This window comes from Stutzerimonas stutzeri, from assembly GCF_002890895.1.
GTDB lineage: Bacteria > Pseudomonadota > Gammaproteobacteria > Pseudomonadales > Pseudomonadaceae > Stutzerimonas > Stutzerimonas stutzeri_AB.
The window spans coordinates 389,162-405,140 of the sequence record NZ_POUL01000003.1; the positions used below are offsets into that span (position 1 = coordinate 389,162).

Sequence of the window (15,979 nt, forward strand, 5' to 3'; positions counted from 1 at the left end):
GACGTTAACCAGTGCCTAAGGAGGAGCCGCCGATGCGCATCCCGAACATGTTCAAACTCTTTTCACTGCTGCTGATGCTGGCGTTCAGCGCCGGTGCCGCCGCTGCGCAATACCAGTTGGGCTCGGGGGACGTCATTCGCATCAATGTGCATGGTGAGCCGGACCTGACCTTCGAAGAGATTCGCCTGACAGACGCTGGCACTTTCACCTTTCCCTTCATTGGTGAGGTGGACGCCAACGGCAAAACCCCAGGTGAAGTGCGCAACATCCTGGTCGAGAAGCTGAAGGATGGCTATCTGATCGATCCGCGCGTATCGGTATCGGTTGCCAACTACCGCGAGTTCTACATCGCGGGTGAGGTAAAGCTTCCAGGCGGCTATCCGTTCCAGCCCGGCCTGACGCTTGACCGCGCCATTGCGCTTGCTGGCGGGCTGACCGAGCGTGCTTCGACCAAACGCATGACTATCGTGCGCGGCTCGCAAGGCAGCCGCGAGGAAGAGAAAGCCACCATGAACACCCTGGTTCGCCCTGGCGACACGATCAACATCGATGAAGGATTCTTCTGATGAATAGCCCAGTTCGCCCGGATCGACCATGGCAGCGCCCCGCTGGGCCTGCGGCTGATAGTGACTTCATAGATCTGAAAAAAATCTGGCATGCAGTTTGGTCGCGTAAGTGGGGGATCATCCTGCTCGTGGCGGTCGTCGCGGTGCTGACCGTTTTCCTGCTGTCGCGCATGACGCCGATCTACAAGGCTGTCGCCACGGTGCTCATCGAGAGCAAGGGCACGCCAGTGTTGTCGTTCCAGCCGGCAGCCGATACCCCGGTTGAGCTCAGCGAGTATCTGCAGACACAGCTCAGCCTGATGCAGAGCCGTGGCGTTGCCGAGCGCGTCGTCCGCGATCTGAATCTGACCGAACACCCCGAGTTCGATCTGCGACAGCAGCCGGGCCCGCTGGTCGACGTTGGCGCTCTGATCGATATGGTCACAGGCGAAGAGCCAGAGCCGATCACAGAAGCGCAGGTCATGGATTACGCCACCCAGCAATTCATGGAGCGTACTTCAGTCTGGGTCGAGGGCAAGAGTCAGCTGGTTTATCTGTCCGTATCCATGGCGGATAACCTGACTGCCGCACAGGCCACCAACCGGCTGGCGCAGGCCTATATCGAGGCGCAGCTGGAAGCGAAGGTCGACATGTCGATGACGGCTGCGAGCTGGATGAATGAACGCCTGGTTTCGCTGCGTGAGAACCTGCAGGCTTCGGAAGATCGCCTTCAGGCCTATCTCGATGCGGAAGGGCTGGTCGACCTCGATGGTGTAGGCACCATCAGTGCCAACGAGCTGTCGCTTACTGGTGATCGCATGATCGATGCGCGCCGTCAGCGTGCTGAAGCCGAAAGCCAGTACCGCCAGGTCGAGTCCATGCGCAGCCAGGGCTGGGAGCGTCTGGCCAGTGTGCCGGCCGTTCTGGGTCATCCGCTGATCCAGCAATTCAAAGCTGACCAGGCCCATGCCCGTTCGCGTGTCGAAGATCTTTCGCGTCGCTACGGCAACCGCCACCCGGCGATGGTTTCTGCTCGGTCGGACCTCAATGCTGCCACCGCCAGCCTGAAACAGCAGGTCGAGCAGGTCGTCGCCAGCATCGAGCGTAACTATCAGCTGGCCGTCGCCAATGAGAACTCCTTGAAGGCCTCCTTCGACGAGAACAAGGGCCGGATTCAGGATATTTCCCGTAAAGAGTTCAAAGTACGTGACCTGCAGCGTGAGGTCGAAAGTGATCGTGCGCTCTACGACACCTTCATGACCCGCCTGCAGGAAACCACCGCGACCTCGGATCTCAGTTCTACCAATGCTCGGGTAGTCGATGCCGCCATCCCGCCAACCGAGGCCAGTGCGCCAAACAAGAAGCTGATCTTGGTGGTGGCGTTGTTCCTGGCACTGGTGCTGGGTATCGCCCAGGCGATCATCCGCGAAATTCTCGACAACACCTTCAAGAGCTCTGAAGAAGTCGAGTCCAAGCTGGGTCTGCCTGTCATGGGTATCGTCCCGCAGGTGCCGCGCAAGCTGCGCAAGGAAGTCAGCCATCTGTTCGAACGTAGCGGTGACAAGCGCTTCTGCGAAGCGGTACGGACTATCCGCACCAACCTGCTGCTGACCGAGGCAAGCCAGCCTCGTCAGGTGCTGGTGATCACCTCGACCGCACCGGGCGAAGGTAAGAGTTCGGTATCGGCCAACCTCGCATTCGCCATGGGCCAGCTGCATCGCGTGCTGTTGATCGACGCCGACTTGCGTCGCGCGACGCTCGACAAGGCGTTCGATTTCAAGCCGGGCACGCCGGGCCTGGTGAACCTGATCGGTGGCAACGCCAAGCTTGAGGAGTGCATTCACACCGTTGGCAATGTCGACATGATCGCTGCCGGTGCAGTGCCCTCCAATCCGCTGGAGCTGCTGTCTTCACCGCGTTTCGCTAAGCTGCTCGAAGTGGTCAAGGGTCGCTATGACCGCATCATCATCGACTCGCCGCCGAGCCAGGCGGTCAGTGATGCGGCTGTTCTGTCCACGCTCGCTGATGCGGTGATCTACGTCGTCAAGTCCGATAGCACGCTGATCCCACATGTGCAGAAAGGGGTGAGCCAGCTGCAGAACAGCAATGCGCCGGTCACCGGCGTGGTACTCAACTACGTCGATATCGAGAAAGCCAAGAAGAACGGTCAGTTCCGTGGCTACTACGACCATTACGGATACAGCGAGCCACAAACGGTCTGACGACCGGCTCGTCAATCCATTACCGGGGTGTGTCCAACCATGCGATGGACACACCCCGGATTGACTATCTGCCCAAGCGAACAATTTGCGCCATCGGCCACCGAAAAGGGTCGCGCCGAGGCACGCCTGTATCAATGTATGAATCGAGGATCCTGCTATGAATATCACCGTCGTTGGAAGCGGCTACGTCGGACTGGTTACCGGAGCCTGTATCGCGGAGATGGGTAACACGGTTTACTGCGTCGACGTCGACAAGGCCAAAATCGATAACCTAAAGCAGGGCATTCTGCCGATCTATGAGCCGGGCCTCGAAGAGATCGTCACCGAGAACCATCAGTCCGGCCGCTTGCTCTTCACCACGTCGCTCTCCGAGGCAGTCGAGCAGTCCGAAGTGTTTTTCATCGCTGTCGGCACTCCGCCGGGCGAAGATGGCTCCGCCGATTTGCGCTATGTACTGGAGGTCGCCAAGCAGATTGGTGACACGCTGACTGCTCCTGCAATCGTGGTGAACAAATCGACAGTGCCGGTCGGCACGGCGGACCTCGTGCGCGCAGCGGTTGCCGAGCGTCTTGAGGCGCGCGGCGTCGACATTGAATTCTCAGTCGTCTCCAACCCGGAATTCCTCAAGGAGGGTGCGGCGGTCAACGACTTCATGCACCCGGACCGCATCGTTATCGGTGCTGACAACGAGCACGCTCGTCAGGTCATGAGCGCGCTGTACGCACCCTTCATCCGAAATCGTCCGCGCACCATGTTCATGGGCATTCGCGATGCGGAAATGACCAAGTACGCAGCCAATGCCATGCTGGCGACCAAAATCTCCTTCATGAACGAGATCGCCAGCCTCTGCGAGCGCCTCGATGTGGATGTCGAGAATGTGCGCCTGGGTATCGGGTCTGACGAGCGCATTGGCTACCACTTCATCTATGCCGGCTGTGGCTACGGCGGCTCCTGCTTCCCGAAAGACGTCAAGGCGCTGATCAACATCGCCCATCAGAACGACTTCGAGCCCAAGCTGCTACAGGCGGTGGAATCGCGCAACGATCAGCAGAAGCATTCGCTGTTCAACAAGCTGTCCACCCACTTCAATGGCGACCTGAGCGGCCGCACCTTTGCGGTCTGGGGGCTGGCGTTCAAGCCCGGCACCGACGACATGCGCGAGGCGCCAAGCGTGGTGCTGATCAACAGCCTGATCAATGCCGGCGCCAAGGTGCGCGCGTTCGATCCGGTTGCCCGTGAAACTGCCCGCCGCGAGTTCCCTGAGAGCTGGTTTACCGACGGCCGTCTGCAGATCGTCGAGGGACAATACGAAGCCGCTATCGATGCCGATGCGCTGTGCCTGGTCACCGAATGGAAGCCGTTCCGTCGTCCGGATTTCCGTGCGCTCAAGCGCCTGCTGAACACCCCGCTGATCATCGACGGGCGTAACCAGTACGACCGCGAGCAGGTCAAGCGCGAAGGGTTCAGCTATTACGGCATCGGCCGTCAGCCGGTCCAGGCCTGAGCGAGGGGCAGCGAGTGAGCGCCATCGATCAGTCCAGCATGCGGCGCACTTCGTCCCCGGTCAGGGAAAGACTGGCTGCGCTGCTGCAGGCAAGCATGCGCAGCAAGCTGCTGCGCAATATCCTGACCGTGGTGACTGGTACCGCCGGTGCGCAGGCGATCACCCTGGCGTTCATGCCGGTGATCACGCGCATCTATGGTCCAGAAGCGTATGGGGTACTCGGCACCTTTCTCAGCGTCACGATGATGCTGATACCGGTGGCGGCGTTGACCTATCCCATTGCCATTGTGCTGCCCAAGCGCGATGGCGATGCGCGAGGTCTGGTGCGATTGGCTCTGGCTACTGCGTTGTCGCTGGCCACAGTGGTCGCTCTGGCGCTGTACTTCTTTGGCGATCAGCTTGCCCGAACGCTCGAGATCGAGATCATTCAGCCCTACCTGATGCTCATCCCGTTCGTGATGTTCTGCGGCGCTGCGCTTGAGATTTGCCAGCAGTGGCTGTTTCGCACCCAGCGTTTCCGTATCACCGCAAGTGTGGCGGTGGGGCATTCGTTGTTCTTCAACTCGATGCGGACCGTCGCGGGTCTGGTGCAGTCCTCTGCTCTGGTGTTGGTCTGCACCACCGCCCTGCAACAAGCGTTGCATGCGGCAATGCTCGCGTTGGCCATGCTGCGCGCCAAACCCCATGCGGACAACCATGCGGAAGACGCCGAGCAGAGCAGCCCCGGCATGCTCGAACTGGCTCGCAGGCACAGCGACTTCCCGAGGTTTCGTGCGCCGGTGATGTTGATCAACGCCGTGTCGCAGCATTTGCCGACGCTGGTGCTTGCTGCCTATTTCGGACCGGCTGCCGCGGGCTTCTTCGCTCTGTGCAAGCAGGCGCTGACGATGCCAACCAATCTGATCGGCAAGTCGGTCGCCGATGTGTACTACCCGCGCATCAGTCGTGCCATCCACGACCGCGAGCCGGTCGCCGCGATGCTGCTGAAGGCAACCGCCGCGCTGGGTCTGGTTGGCCTGGTGCCGTTTTCGCTGGTCGCAGTGTTTGGCCCATGGCTGTTTGCACTGGTGTTTGGTGACCAGTGGCATGTGGCTGGCGAGTACGCCCGTTGGCTGGCCTTGGCCGAGTACGTGATCTTCGTTTCGCGTCCATGCGTGGTTGCGGTCCCGGCGCTGTCGCTGCAGGCGCGCTTCCTGTTGTTCGAAATCTTCAGCACCAGCTTGCGCGTGCTGTCGCTGTTCGGCGGTGCACTGTTGATCGGTAGCGCCCTGGCCACCGTGCAGGCCTTCGCCGTCGCCAGCATCGTCATCTATTCGTCGCTGATGGTGATCGTGCTGATTGCATCGCGCCGGTGGTACGCGGCTCAGCAGAACGCCCAGCATTCAGAAGAGAGTTTCGATTGATGAAGGTTTTACATTTGGTCGCTGGCGAACTGACCGGGGGCGCCGCACGCGGCGCGTACTGGCTGCACCAGGGCTTGCGCTCGTTGGGTGTCGACTCGCGCGTCTACACCAACAGTCAGCAAACCTATGGCGACACCTCGGTGGTATCGGTCAGTCGCAGCAAGAAAGACAAGATCATCAGCATTGCCAGAAGTCAGGCTGACCAGGCGTTCGCCAGCGTCTACCGCAAGCGCCAGTCCGGCATGTTCAGCGCTGGGGTCATGGGCGCCGATTTCACTGACAGTACCGCATGTCGTGAGGCGGACGTGGTGCATCTGCACTGGGTCAACGGTGGCTTCGTCGACATGAAGCACCTCGCCAAATTGCGCAAGCCCGTTGTCTGGACCATGCGTGACATGTGGCCGATGACTGGCGGCTGCCACTACGCCATGGGCTGTGAAAAATTCACCACCGGCTGTGGCAGTTGCGACCAGCTTGGCAGCAGCTCTGACCGAGACCTGTCGCGTTTCGTACTCAACCGCAAGCGCAAGTATCTTCCCGAGTCGATGAAGATGATCGGCATCAGCGACTGGGTTTCCGAGCAGGCCAGGCAGAGTCTCCTGTTCCGCGACTTCGACGTGCGCACCATCCACAACAACGTCGATGCCAGTGAGTTCTTTCCGTTGGACAAACAGCTGGCGCGGCAACTGCTTGGTATCGAGACCGAGAAGAAGATCATCCTGACCGGCTGCACCAGCGCGAAAGATACCTATAAGGGCTTTGGCAAGTATCTGGAGATGCTCACGCACCTGGACCCGGCCAAGTACCACCTGTGCTTTTTCGGCAAGCTCGACCAGTCCGTCGCCGACGGCTTGGGGTTCGATTACACCTCGTTCGGCTACCTGCATGACAGCATCTCGCTGCGCCTGCTTTATTCAGCGGCAGATGTCTTCATCGCGCCGAGTCTAATGGAGGCGTTCGGCAAGACCTTGGCCGAAGCCATGGGCTGCGGAACCCCCGTGGTGTGCTTCGATGCCACAGGGCCGAAGGACATCGTGACGCACAAGCACGACGGTTATAAGGCTGCGCCCTTTGACGCCCAGGGTCTGGCCGAAGGCGTCGAGTGGATCACCGGAGAGGCAGACTATCCGCAGCTTGTGCTCAACGCGCGAGAAAAGATCCTGACCACCTTCGACAGTCCCGTCATTGCCCGTCAATACCAGGCGCTGTACGAGGAGATGCTCGCATGAGCGGACCGTCTGTCCGCGCCGGGCAGGGCGGTAACGCCTCGTTAACGTCGCCAGCCAACCATCGATTCAATCAGCTGCATGGCAGAGCAGGGCGCTTGGGCGCCGCTGCGCTGTCATTCCAGCATCAACTCAACACCCCTCTCGTCATCTGGAACCTACAGGTACTCTGAAATGGAAAAGAAACGCGCGCTGATCACCGGAATTACTGGCCAGGACGGTTCCTATCTCGCTGAGTTTCTGCTGGAAAAGGGCTACGAAGTACACGGCATCAAACGCCGTGCGTCGTCGTTCAATACGCAGCGGGTCGACCACATCTATCAGGACCGTCACGTTGAAGACCAGAATTTCGTGCTGCATTACGGCGACCTGACCGATTCGTCGAACCTGACCCGCATCATCCAGGAAGTTCAGCCGGATGAGGTGTACAACCTCGGCGCGCAATCCCACGTCGCGGTCAGCTTCGAGTCGCCCGAGTACACAGCCGATGTCGATGGTATGGGCGCTTTGCGCATCCTCGAAGCCATTCGCCTGCTGGGTCTGGAAAAGAAGACGCGCTTCTATCAAGCCTCCACGTCAGAGCTCTATGGCCTGGTGCAGGAGATTCCGCAGAAGGAAACCACGCCGTTCTACCCGCGTTCCCCTTATGCAGTCGCCAAGCTCTACGCCTACTGGATCACGGTGAACTACCGCGAAGCCTACGGCATGTATGCCTGCAACGGGATTCTCTTCAACCACGAATCCCCACGCCGTGGCGAAACCTTCGTGACCCGCAAAATCACCCGTGGCTTGGCGAACATCGCTCAGGGGCTGGAGAGCTGCCTGCACATGGGCAACCTCGATGCACTGCGCGACTGGGGCCATGCCAAAGACTACGTGCGCATGCAGTGGATGATGCTGCAGCAGGATCAGGCCGAAGACTTCGTCATCGCTACCGGCGTGCAGTATTCGGTGCGTGAGTTCATCAAGTGGTCTGCCGCCGAGCTGGGCATCGAGTTGCGCTTCGAAGGCAGCGGGGTAGAGGAAGTCGCGGTCGTCGCGGGTATCGAAGGGGACCAGGCGCCAGCTCTCAACGTCGGCGACGTTGTGGTCCGCATCGATCCTCGCTACTTCCGCCCGGCAGAGGTGGAAACATTGCTCGGCGACCCGAGCAACGCCAAGAACAAGTTGGGCTGGACGCCAGAGATCAGCGTGCAGGAAATGTGCGCCGAAATGGTTCGCGAGGACCTGAAGGTTGCCCAGCGACATGCCCTGCTCAAAGAGCACGGCTTTGAAATTCCAGTGAGTGTGGAGAACTGAATATGAATCGTGACGCACGTGTTTTTGTTGCGGGACATCGCGGCATGGTGGGTTCTGCGATCGTCCGACGCTTGCAGGCGCTGGGATACACCAACCTCATCAGGCGCGGCCGTGAAGAGCTGGACCTGGTCGATCAGGCGGCGGTAAACGCTTTCTTTGCGGAAAACAAGATTGATCAGGTCTACATGGCCTCGGCCAAGGTGGGCGGCATCCATGCCAACAACACCTACCCGGCCGAATTCATCTATCAGAACCTGATGGTCGAGGCGAACATCATTCATGCGGCCCACTGCAACGATGTGAACAAGTTGCTGTTCCTCGGCTCGTCGTGCATCTATCCGAAGTTCGCCGAGCAACCGATGAAGGAAGAAGCGCTGGTGACCGGTGTGCTCGAGCCGACCAACGAGCCGTATGCAGTTGCCAAAATCGCCGGTATCAAGCTCTGTGAAAGCTACAACCGCCAGTACGGGCGTGACTACCGCAGCGTAATGCCGACCAACCTTTATGGTCCCAACGACAACTTCCACCCGGAAAACAGCCACGTCGTGCCTGCTCTGCTCAAGCGCTTCCACGAGGCGACCCAGCGTGGCGACGATGAGGTAGTGATCTGGGGCAGTGGCAAGCCGCAGCGCGAATTCCTGCACGTCGACGATATGGCCGCTGCCAGCGTGCACGTGATGGAGCTGGATGATGAAACCTACCAGGCCCATACCCAGCCGATGCTTTCGCACATCAATGTGGGTACCGGTGTTGACTGCAGCATTCGTGAATTGGCTGAAACCATCGCCCGGGTCACCGAATACCAGGGTGAACTGAAGTTCGACAGCAGCAAGCCGGATGGCACACCGCGCAAGCTGATGGACGTTTCCCGCCTCAAGGCGCTGGGCTGGCAGTCCAGCATCAGCCTGGAAGACGGCTTGCGCGACGCCTATCGCTGGTTCGTGGAAAACCAGCATCAGGCACGCCACTGACCGAAATAGTGACTGGCATGGATCATTTGACAGCAGCGGACCTTTCTACCGCTGCTGTTGTCCATCCATGGCGCATGTTTCTTCGCCGCAGTGGGCTGCCTCATCCAGGTCATCAGGATGGGCTGCTCGGTTCTATGTTTCGCCACGTCAATCGGATACTGGAGAGAGCGCTTGTTAAGGAAAGTTCTGGCGTACAAGAATCTGTTGTTCATCCTGTTACTGCTGAACTCGACCTGCTTCTTCCTGACGGATGACAAGCGAGCCGGGATCGCATACTTCCAAGAGGTGTTCCTGCTGTTGGTGGTGGCGGCGACTGCCTGTCTGTTCGTGGCGTGGAAGTGGGTCTACCAATCGAAGACCAGCCTGTGGATCATCTTCATGGGCTGCCTGCTGCCGGTGATCTCTGCGGTACTCGCCAACCTGAACTTCGGTCAGCCGCTGGCATATGGCTTGCTGGAAGAGCGACGCTTCTTTCAGTACCTGGTGTTCTTCCCGACGCTGTTTCTGTTGATCAAGGCTTCTCCCACTCAGGAAGAGCTGGCGAAATACTTTCTATATATCGCGCTGTTTTGCGCGACGCTGGGCTTTGCGTATTACCTGGGCATCATTCCTCAGAACCAGATTGCCTCCTTTACCGTCGATGACTGGACGCAGTACGAGGATCTGCTGCGACCGAACCGCTTCCGTATTGGCTCGCCGTTCGTGACCATTGCCGTATTCATGGTGATGTACAGCATGAAAGACCGCGTCACCCTCGGCCGGTTGGCAATTCTTCTCTACTTCGTCGCCTACCTGTGGTTGGTCATGCAGACACGCCAGACCATGTTGGTCTGGGCGCTGGCCGGAGTATGGATTTTCCGCAAGCGTATCGATTCATTGATGAAGCTGAGTGCGCTTGGCGTGGCGGTGCTGGTGGTTTCGTACCTGATGGTTCCGGAGTTCTATCAAGAGCAGTTCGCGCGCTTCGACGCCTTGTTATTTGATGCAACATCCGGCCCTGGGGTACGTGACACAACTGTCTCCGTGATTCTCGACGCTATCAGCACCAACAACTACTTCGGTATGGGTGCGCTGTCTCTGCAATGGAATGGTGGTTTTTCAAGGGTCTATAACTCGCACTTCTACCTCGCCGACGTCGGTATATTCGGGGTTTATCATCGCTATGGGTTCCTGACCCCAATTGTCGTCCTGATGTTCTATGGCGGCTTCATTTGGGTCATGCGGCAATGTTCGGACAAAGGCAATCTTCTCGCCGCGCTACAGCTGTCATTCGTAGTCAGTATGCTGAATATCACGTTGTCCAACGCACTGACGTTTTCCGGCGATGTGTATGGAATGGCTGCTGCATTTTTCCTTTATTACGCCAAGTTGCAGATGGCGGATGCTCCTTTAAATGCAAATCTAGAACAGGTGAATTATGGTCAGTTTCAGTATCGTAACTATAAACTGGAATAATTTTGACGGCCTGAAGGAAACCTATCAGAGCTTGGCCAGCCAGACTTACCGGAACTTCCGCTGGATCGTGATAGACGGTGCGTCCAAAGACGGGAGCGGCGAGTGGCTGAGGAATTTGCAGGACAGCCAAGCTGAAATCACCATAGAGCCAGACAAAGGCATCTATGACGCAATGGAAAAGGGACGCCAGCGGGCTGTTGAAACGCCTGGTTTTACTCTGTTCCTTAACAGTGGCGATTCATTTGCCGATCCGACCGTACTGGAGCGGATCAACGAAGAATTAACCGATGCCACAGTCAAACCCAAATTTGTTTATGGCGACTTCTATCGCAAGGAAGCCAGTGGTGAATTGAAGCGTACAGCCGCGCGACCTATTGAGCGAGCACCGCTTGGTCTACCGGCGAGCCATCAAACGATGTACTTCGAAAATGAGCGGCTGCGGCAGTTCAAATTCCGCTTGGATTACAAGCTGTCAGCCGACTATTGCCTGCTGCTTGAGTTTCTACAGGGCCTGGATTTGCAGGCCGAGGTGCTTCAGCTGTCTTTCCCGTTATGTATTTTCGACACCACGGGTGTCTCGCATAAACGCCGTTTCGAAGCGATCCGTGAAGATATGGATATCCGAAAGCGGTTTTTGAAGTTTTCCAAACCCAATGCGTTGGCGCTCTACATGTTGCATTACGTCCATACGCATTCCAAACAATTGCGTTCGTCGTTGGGGCGCTGAACACAGGTAACCGATCCAATAAAAATGGACTGTCAAAAGAACAGGGCGCAGGAGAGAGTTCTATGAATTACCGAAGCCTGAATGATCTGTCGCGGTTGAGCACGGAATGTGCTAGCAAAATTCCCAATGATGTCGAACTGATAGTCGGCATACCGAGAAGTGGGATGTTGGTCGCCAGCATCATCGCACTGAAACAGAATCTGCCGCTGACAGATCTCTACTCTTTCCTGCGCAACGACGACCTGAAGAAGGGTAATACCCGCACCTACAAGCACGCCGAACTGGTAAAGCCGAGGGATGCGAAAAAGATTCTGCTGGTCGACGACAGTGTTTCTTCGGCCAAGTCGATGCGTGCGGCGGATGAACAAGTCCGCGCCGTTTATGGCGGTCAGGTTCTGACCATGGCGGGTTTTGCCGAGAAGCATAATCGACACCACGTAGACATGTATCTGGAGCTCGTGGAGCAGCCTCGGGTGTTCGAGTGGAACATCATGCACCATCCATTCTTGGCTCAGGCGTGCCTGGATATCGACGGCGTGCTCTGTGTCGATCCGACCAACGATGAAAACGATGACGGACCGAACTACCGGGAGTTTCTGAGCTGTACACGCCCGTTGTTCATCCCTTCGGTCAAGGTCGCGCATTTGGTGACCAGCCGATTGGAGAAGTATCGCGCCGAAACGGAGGAGTGGCTGCAGCGCAACGGTGTGCAATACGGGACGTTGCACATGTTGGATCTCCCGACTGCGGAAGAGCGCCGGCGTTTGAACATTCACCACAAGTTCAAGGCCGAAGTCTATTCCAAGCAGCCGCTGACACGCTTGTTCGTCGAGAGCGAAGTCAGACAGGCCGTCGAGATCATGAAGCTCAGCCGCAAGCCGGTGTACTGCATCGAGACAAACGAGATGTATGTGCCTGGGCAGGTCTATAACCTCAAGGCCAATACACTGCGGAAAACTCACAGCCTGAAGGCGAAACTGGTCGGGAAGGCCAAGTCTTTTTTGAGCAAATGGGCGCCAGTAGCATCATCGTCGAAGAGTTGAGCGGGTGGTTGGTTGTACCGAAGGGTGCAACCAACCACCGGTTCAATGATTCAGTCAGCGATTAGGGCCAATGCGACTGCAGTCACCTTGGCCGACGTACTTGCTGAGCACTTCCCATTGGGGGCGGTCTCGGCCGTCTTTGGTAGGCTCGATGGATAGTTTGTATTTGCCCCACGAGGAACCTGCTGCCCAATAGGTAATAGGGATGCAGTGGTCCTGAAGATAAGCCAGCAAGTTATCCATGGCTTCGAGGTAACGAGGTTCGTCTGCGGGAATGCCAAATTCACCGATATGGCCTTGTTTGTCATGCTTGATCAGCCAGTCGATGAAGGGCTTGACTCGTTTGACGCCTAGCATGGTGTCGAAATTTTTCTCCAGCGGCTCTTTGTAGTGTCCGCTTCCATGTTTATCGATGTACAGGTGAGCAGAAAAAATCAACTTGTCGGAGGGGTCTTCCAGTTGCAGCAACGGATCATTGAATTTAGGCCAGCGATAACTGCTGGACCAGAAGTTACCTTCGATGAGCAGGGGCCGCTTCTGGTCATGTTTTCTAATGGCATCAATACCGGCTTGAGCGGCTGCCGGCCAGTATTCGTCAGCGCCATGTGGCTCATTCATGATGTCGTAGGCATAAAGGCCTTTTTCATCTTTCCAGCGTTTGGCAACACGTTCGAGCAGATCGGCATAAGCCGAGATCGGCACGGCCTCGGTGCCGATGAGTTGCTTTCGATATCGGGCATAGTTGTGGATGTCGAGGATGATGCGCATGTCGTATTGGGCGGCTTGCTGCAGGGTTTGGTCGATCAGTTCTGCATAGTCCTCATCAAGTTCGGCATTCAATGCTGGCTGCAAACGCTCCCACATGATGGGGAAGCGGATGGTCTCGATTCCCTTGGCTTTCCACTTGGCAAAATAGCCGGGCGCGGGGAAGAAATAATTTGTTTTATATTTTCCGGGGATGACATTCCCGGAAAATGCGGCTCCGCCAATGTTCAGCCCCACCAGATCGATATTTTCCGCATAGCTGGCGGCACTCCAGAGCGCAACCGTGAGTCCGAGGAGTATTCCTTTTGATCGGTTCGAAGCGCTGCGTGTCCTTAACATCTCACTACCTCTTTCTGCTCTTTTGGACGATGCCGCGGCTGCGGCTGCGGCTGCGGCTGCTTCGTTTGTCCGGTGCCGGAAGGCATTGTTCATTTTTGTCAGGCGAATCTTTCTGCTTGGCGGCCCACGACGACCAAGATGGGAATCGGGTGCCAACAACTTTCATGGGTTACAGACAGAGAATCTATTTATGAAAAATCCCCTCACCAAAAGGATGGATCCTTTGATAGGGAAGTTGAAACTGCTGGAAGAATCGGATACCGGCCCCTTCATTTCCGAACTGAAAAAGCGCGAAGCGCCGACGATTCTTGGTTTTCTCAATCAGCATGGCTACAACATTGCACAGCGTCAGCCGGCGGTGTTGGATAGTTTTATGCAGGTCAACTACCTGCTGCGCGATGGGATTGGCATCAAGATGGCCTGCACATTCAATGGCCGCGATCCGAAGGCTAACCTCAACGGGTCTGACTTCATCCCTGAGCTGATTGAAGATCTGGTGGGTGAATCCCATGATCGTTATGAGTTGTTCGCCATGGGCACGCGAGAGCCCTGGCTAAGCGAAGGTGCGCGCAACCTGTTCGGAGACAGACGTTTCCACGCTATTGATGGCTTCAAGGCGCCTGAGGAATACCTGGAGTTCTATCAGCGGCACCACGTGCCAGGCCGCTATCCCATCATCGTGCTGGCGATGGGTATGCCCAAGCAGGAGCGCGTTGCGCTGCATCTGCAAAAGGCCATGGATACCCGCGCGCTGCTGATCTGTGGCGGTGCGATTCTGGACTTTTCAGCGCAGCGCTTTCCGCGCGCGCCCATGGTCTTTCGACGTCTGGGGCTGGAATGGGCGTTCCGCATGCTCATCGAGCCGCGCCGGCTATTCAAGCGATATGCCATCGGTATACCGGTGTTCTTCTTCTACCTGTCGCGTAATGCGTTATCCAGCGCCCGCCGTGTAGGCGGCTGGAATGCCCTCAAGCGCGAGCCCTGATACGGTCCCGCTGCGGCCGCATCGCCATGGATGGCCGCGGCAGCAGGGGCGGGCGGCGCCCGACGACTATCGAGGAATCACCCGTAGCGTCATCGCCAGGCTGAACAGGTAGTGGGCCGAGAGCGTGACCGCGTAGATCAACACAACCGAAGTGATTGGTAGCTCGAGCAGCTGCCCGCTGGCAAAGCAGGCAGCGGTAAGCACTGCGCGTTGCACATTCAGCATCAGCAGCAGCCGCTGACCCTGGAACACCGACAACAGATGCGAAGCGGGCGCGTGCATGAACTGAAACAACAGATAGATCGCCAGTATTGACGCCATCTCACCGGCCACGGCCCATTCTGCGCCGAACGCCACCGCAAATAATCGCTCCCCGAAGAGCAACAGCAGCAGCGTCGGTGCGAGTGCGAGTAACAGCAACCTTTTGATCACCGAATAGGTCAGCGTGCGGATTTCTGCAGGGCGCTTACGTCCTATCGTGGCGATTTCGGCGTAGTAGGCCTTGCTGGTCGAGTGACCGAGTAGATTCATTGGCAAAGCCAGCGTCATCATGGCCAGCCCAAGTTGTCCGGTCGTTGTCGGGTCATAGAGCGCTGCAGTCAGTAGCAGTGGAGCCTGGCTGGAAAAGATCTGTAAGAGCTGCGACGGCAGCCGGTAGATTGGAAAACTCCGGTAATGCCTGAACAGCCACCACGCCCGCTGCAGGGTGACCTGCCGCCAGTAGCGCCTCACATCCGCGCTGAACAACCGCACCAGCTTAAACGTCCCCGCGCCAGCTCCCAACACCTGGCCAGCCAGAAGCCCAAGGGGCTTCATTCCCAGCAATCCCAACACTACCTTGGCAATCGAGCCAACGGCGCTCTGCTGCAGCTGTGTGCGGGCGATAGCCGCATAGGCGCGCCGGCGAACCGCCCAGATCAGAAAAACTTCGTAGAAGCCAGCGCTTGCCAGTGCCACTGCCAGCATCCAGCGATACGGAATAAGCGCCTCCATTGAGATGCTGGTCAACAAGACGGGGCCAGCAAGCCAAAGAACAGTACTCACCAATACCGTTGTCACCGCAACGAAGGCTGCAGCCAATGCCATCAGCGTCATGGCGGCCCCATGCCGGCTAGGCAGCGGAACCGCAAGTTCGTAGCGCAGCGTCATCAGCGGCGTAAGAATCAGCAGCAAGGCGGTAAAGACCGACAGGACGCCGAAATGCTCCGGGCTGTAGATTCGAGTGAGGATCGGGATGGAGGCGAGGCCAACTATTCTGGCCAAGCCGTTGCCGACGGCAAGGGTCGCCATGCCCTTAAACACTTTGGCAGAGGCGTCGCCCGCCAGTCTTTGCCGGATTGCGATTAGTTTGCCCGTACGGAGGCTTTGCACTTGAACTCCTCTTCCTATGAGCGAGCTGCCTAGGCAGCGTGTGCGGTTCCGTACTGCGCGTCATGCGCCGAGTTGACCGTTGGCATGACGCTTGGAGTGCATCCGGCCATAAGAAGTCGCTCTA

General features: G+C 57.7%; 14 protein-coding genes. 12 read left to right on the plus strand and 2 right to left on the minus strand.

The window, feature by feature from the left end:
• Window positions 1-32: 32 nt before the first annotated feature.
• The 11 genes from CXK96_RS07520 to CXK96_RS07565 all read left to right on the plus strand — a co-directional run bounded on the left by CXK96_RS07520 (window position 33) and on the right by CXK96_RS07565 (window position 12,395).
• Entirely contained in the window at window positions 33-566 is a 534-nt protein-coding gene (locus tag CXK96_RS07520; RefSeq protein ID WP_102835851.1) for a polysaccharide biosynthesis/export family protein, read from the plus strand.
• Window positions 566-2,767 (plus strand): GumC family protein, encoded by a 2,202-nt coding sequence (locus CXK96_RS07525; protein WP_102835852.1) that lies wholly within the window; start codon window positions 566-568, stop codon window positions 2,765-2,767. Before CXK96_RS07520 ends, CXK96_RS07525 begins: the two co-directional genes overlap by 1 nt.
• 157 nt (window positions 2,768-2,924) lie before the next feature.
• Entirely contained in the window at window positions 2,925-4,271 is a 1,347-nt protein-coding gene (locus tag CXK96_RS07530; RefSeq protein ID WP_102835853.1) for a UDP-glucose dehydrogenase family protein, read from the plus strand.
• Window positions 4,272-4,285: 14 nt separating this feature from the next.
• A complete protein-coding gene (locus CXK96_RS07535; RefSeq protein ID WP_102835854.1) occupies window positions 4,286-5,674 on the plus strand; it encodes a lipopolysaccharide biosynthesis protein in 1,389 nt (462 codons plus the stop codon).
• Window positions 5,674-6,903, plus strand: coding sequence for a glycosyltransferase family 4 protein (locus CXK96_RS07540; RefSeq protein ID WP_102835855.1), 1,230 nt, complete (start codon window positions 5,674-5,676; stop codon window positions 6,901-6,903). The genes CXK96_RS07535 and CXK96_RS07540 overlap by 1 nt, the downstream gene beginning before the upstream one ends.
• Window positions 6,900-7,073, plus strand: a complete 174-nt coding sequence (locus CXK96_RS20735; protein ID WP_180981501.1) for a hypothetical protein — start codon at window positions 6,900-6,902, stop codon at window positions 7,071-7,073. The genes CXK96_RS07540 and CXK96_RS20735 overlap by 4 nt, the downstream gene beginning before the upstream one ends.
• Before the next feature lies 1 nt (window position 7,074).
• Window positions 7,075-8,199 carry a GDP-mannose 4,6-dehydratase gene (gene gmd / locus CXK96_RS07545; RefSeq protein WP_102835856.1) on the plus strand — a complete coding sequence of 375 codons (1,125 nt, stop codon included), beginning with the start codon at window positions 7,075-7,077 and terminating at the stop codon, window positions 8,197-8,199.
• A 2-nt stretch (window positions 8,200-8,201) separates the two neighbouring features.
• Window positions 8,202-9,170, plus strand: a complete 969-nt coding sequence (fcl, locus tag CXK96_RS07550; RefSeq protein ID WP_102835857.1) for a GDP-L-fucose synthase — start codon at window positions 8,202-8,204, stop codon at window positions 9,168-9,170.
• 171 nt (window positions 9,171-9,341) lie between these two features.
• Entirely contained in the window at window positions 9,342-10,625 is a 1,284-nt protein-coding gene (locus tag CXK96_RS07555) for a hypothetical protein (RefSeq protein WP_256061590.1), read from the plus strand.
• A complete protein-coding gene (locus tag CXK96_RS07560; RefSeq protein ID WP_102835993.1) occupies window positions 10,588-11,352 on the plus strand; it encodes a glycosyltransferase in 765 nt (254 codons plus the stop codon). The genes CXK96_RS07555 and CXK96_RS07560 overlap by 38 nt, the downstream gene beginning before the upstream one ends.
• A 62-nt stretch (window positions 11,353-11,414) precedes the next feature.
• On the plus strand, window positions 11,415-12,395 hold the full coding sequence (locus CXK96_RS07565; RefSeq protein WP_102835858.1) for a phosphoribosyltransferase family protein: 981 nt from the start codon (window positions 11,415-11,417) through the stop codon (window positions 12,393-12,395).
• A 54-nt stretch (window positions 12,396-12,449) separates the two neighbouring features.
• Here CXK96_RS07565 and CXK96_RS07570 read toward each other — a convergent pair whose 3' ends face one another.
• Entirely contained in the window at window positions 12,450-13,592 is a 1,143-nt protein-coding gene (locus CXK96_RS07570) for a glycoside hydrolase family 5 protein (protein WP_256061591.1), read from the minus strand.
• Between the two features lie 121 nt (window positions 13,593-13,713).
• Between CXK96_RS07570 and CXK96_RS07575 the strand changes: the two genes are divergently transcribed.
• Window positions 13,714-14,484 carry a WecB/TagA/CpsF family glycosyltransferase gene (locus tag CXK96_RS07575; RefSeq protein WP_102835860.1) on the plus strand — a complete coding sequence of 257 codons (771 nt, stop codon included), beginning with the start codon at window positions 13,714-13,716 and terminating at the stop codon, window positions 14,482-14,484.
• A 66-nt stretch (window positions 14,485-14,550) separates the two neighbouring features.
• Here CXK96_RS07575 and CXK96_RS07580 read toward each other — a convergent pair whose 3' ends face one another.
• Window positions 14,551-15,774 carry a lipopolysaccharide biosynthesis protein gene (locus tag CXK96_RS07580; protein WP_219807523.1) on the minus strand — a complete coding sequence of 408 codons (1,224 nt, stop codon included), beginning with the start codon at window positions 15,772-15,774 and terminating at the stop codon, window positions 14,551-14,553.
• Window positions 15,775-15,979: the final 205 nt, after the last annotated feature.

Coding starts and splice junctions, on each gene's coding strand:
- CXK96_RS07530 (WP_102835853.1), top strand. CDS start 2,925: ATGAATATCACCGTCGTTGGAAGCGGCTACGTCGGACTGGTTACCGGA.
- CXK96_RS07570 (WP_256061591.1), bottom strand. CDS start 13,592: ATGAACAATGCCTTCCGGCACCGGACAAACGAAGCAGCCGCAGCCGCA.
- CXK96_RS07540 (WP_102835855.1), top strand. CDS start 5,674: ATGAAGGTTTTACATTTGGTCGCTGGCGAACTGACCGGGGGCGCCGCA.
- CXK96_RS07575 (WP_102835860.1), top strand. CDS start 13,714: ATGGATCCTTTGATAGGGAAGTTGAAACTGCTGGAAGAATCGGATACC.
- CXK96_RS07560 (WP_102835993.1), top strand. CDS start 10,588: ATGGTCAGTTTCAGTATCGTAACTATAAACTGGAATAATTTTGACGGC.
- CXK96_RS07525 (WP_102835852.1), top strand. CDS start 566: ATGAATAGCCCAGTTCGCCCGGATCGACCATGGCAGCGCCCCGCTGGG.
- CXK96_RS20735 (WP_180981501.1), top strand. CDS start 6,900: ATGAGCGGACCGTCTGTCCGCGCCGGGCAGGGCGGTAACGCCTCGTTA.
- CXK96_RS07580 (WP_219807523.1), bottom strand. CDS start 15,774: ATGGCGACCCTTGCCGTCGGCAACGGCTTGGCCAGAATAGTTGGCCTC.
- CXK96_RS07565 (WP_102835858.1), top strand. CDS start 11,415: ATGAATTACCGAAGCCTGAATGATCTGTCGCGGTTGAGCACGGAATGT.
- gmd (WP_102835856.1), top strand. CDS start 7,075: ATGGAAAAGAAACGCGCGCTGATCACCGGAATTACTGGCCAGGACGGT.
- fcl (WP_102835857.1), top strand. CDS start 8,202: ATGAATCGTGACGCACGTGTTTTTGTTGCGGGACATCGCGGCATGGTG.
- CXK96_RS07520 (WP_102835851.1), top strand. CDS start 33: ATGCGCATCCCGAACATGTTCAAACTCTTTTCACTGCTGCTGATGCTG.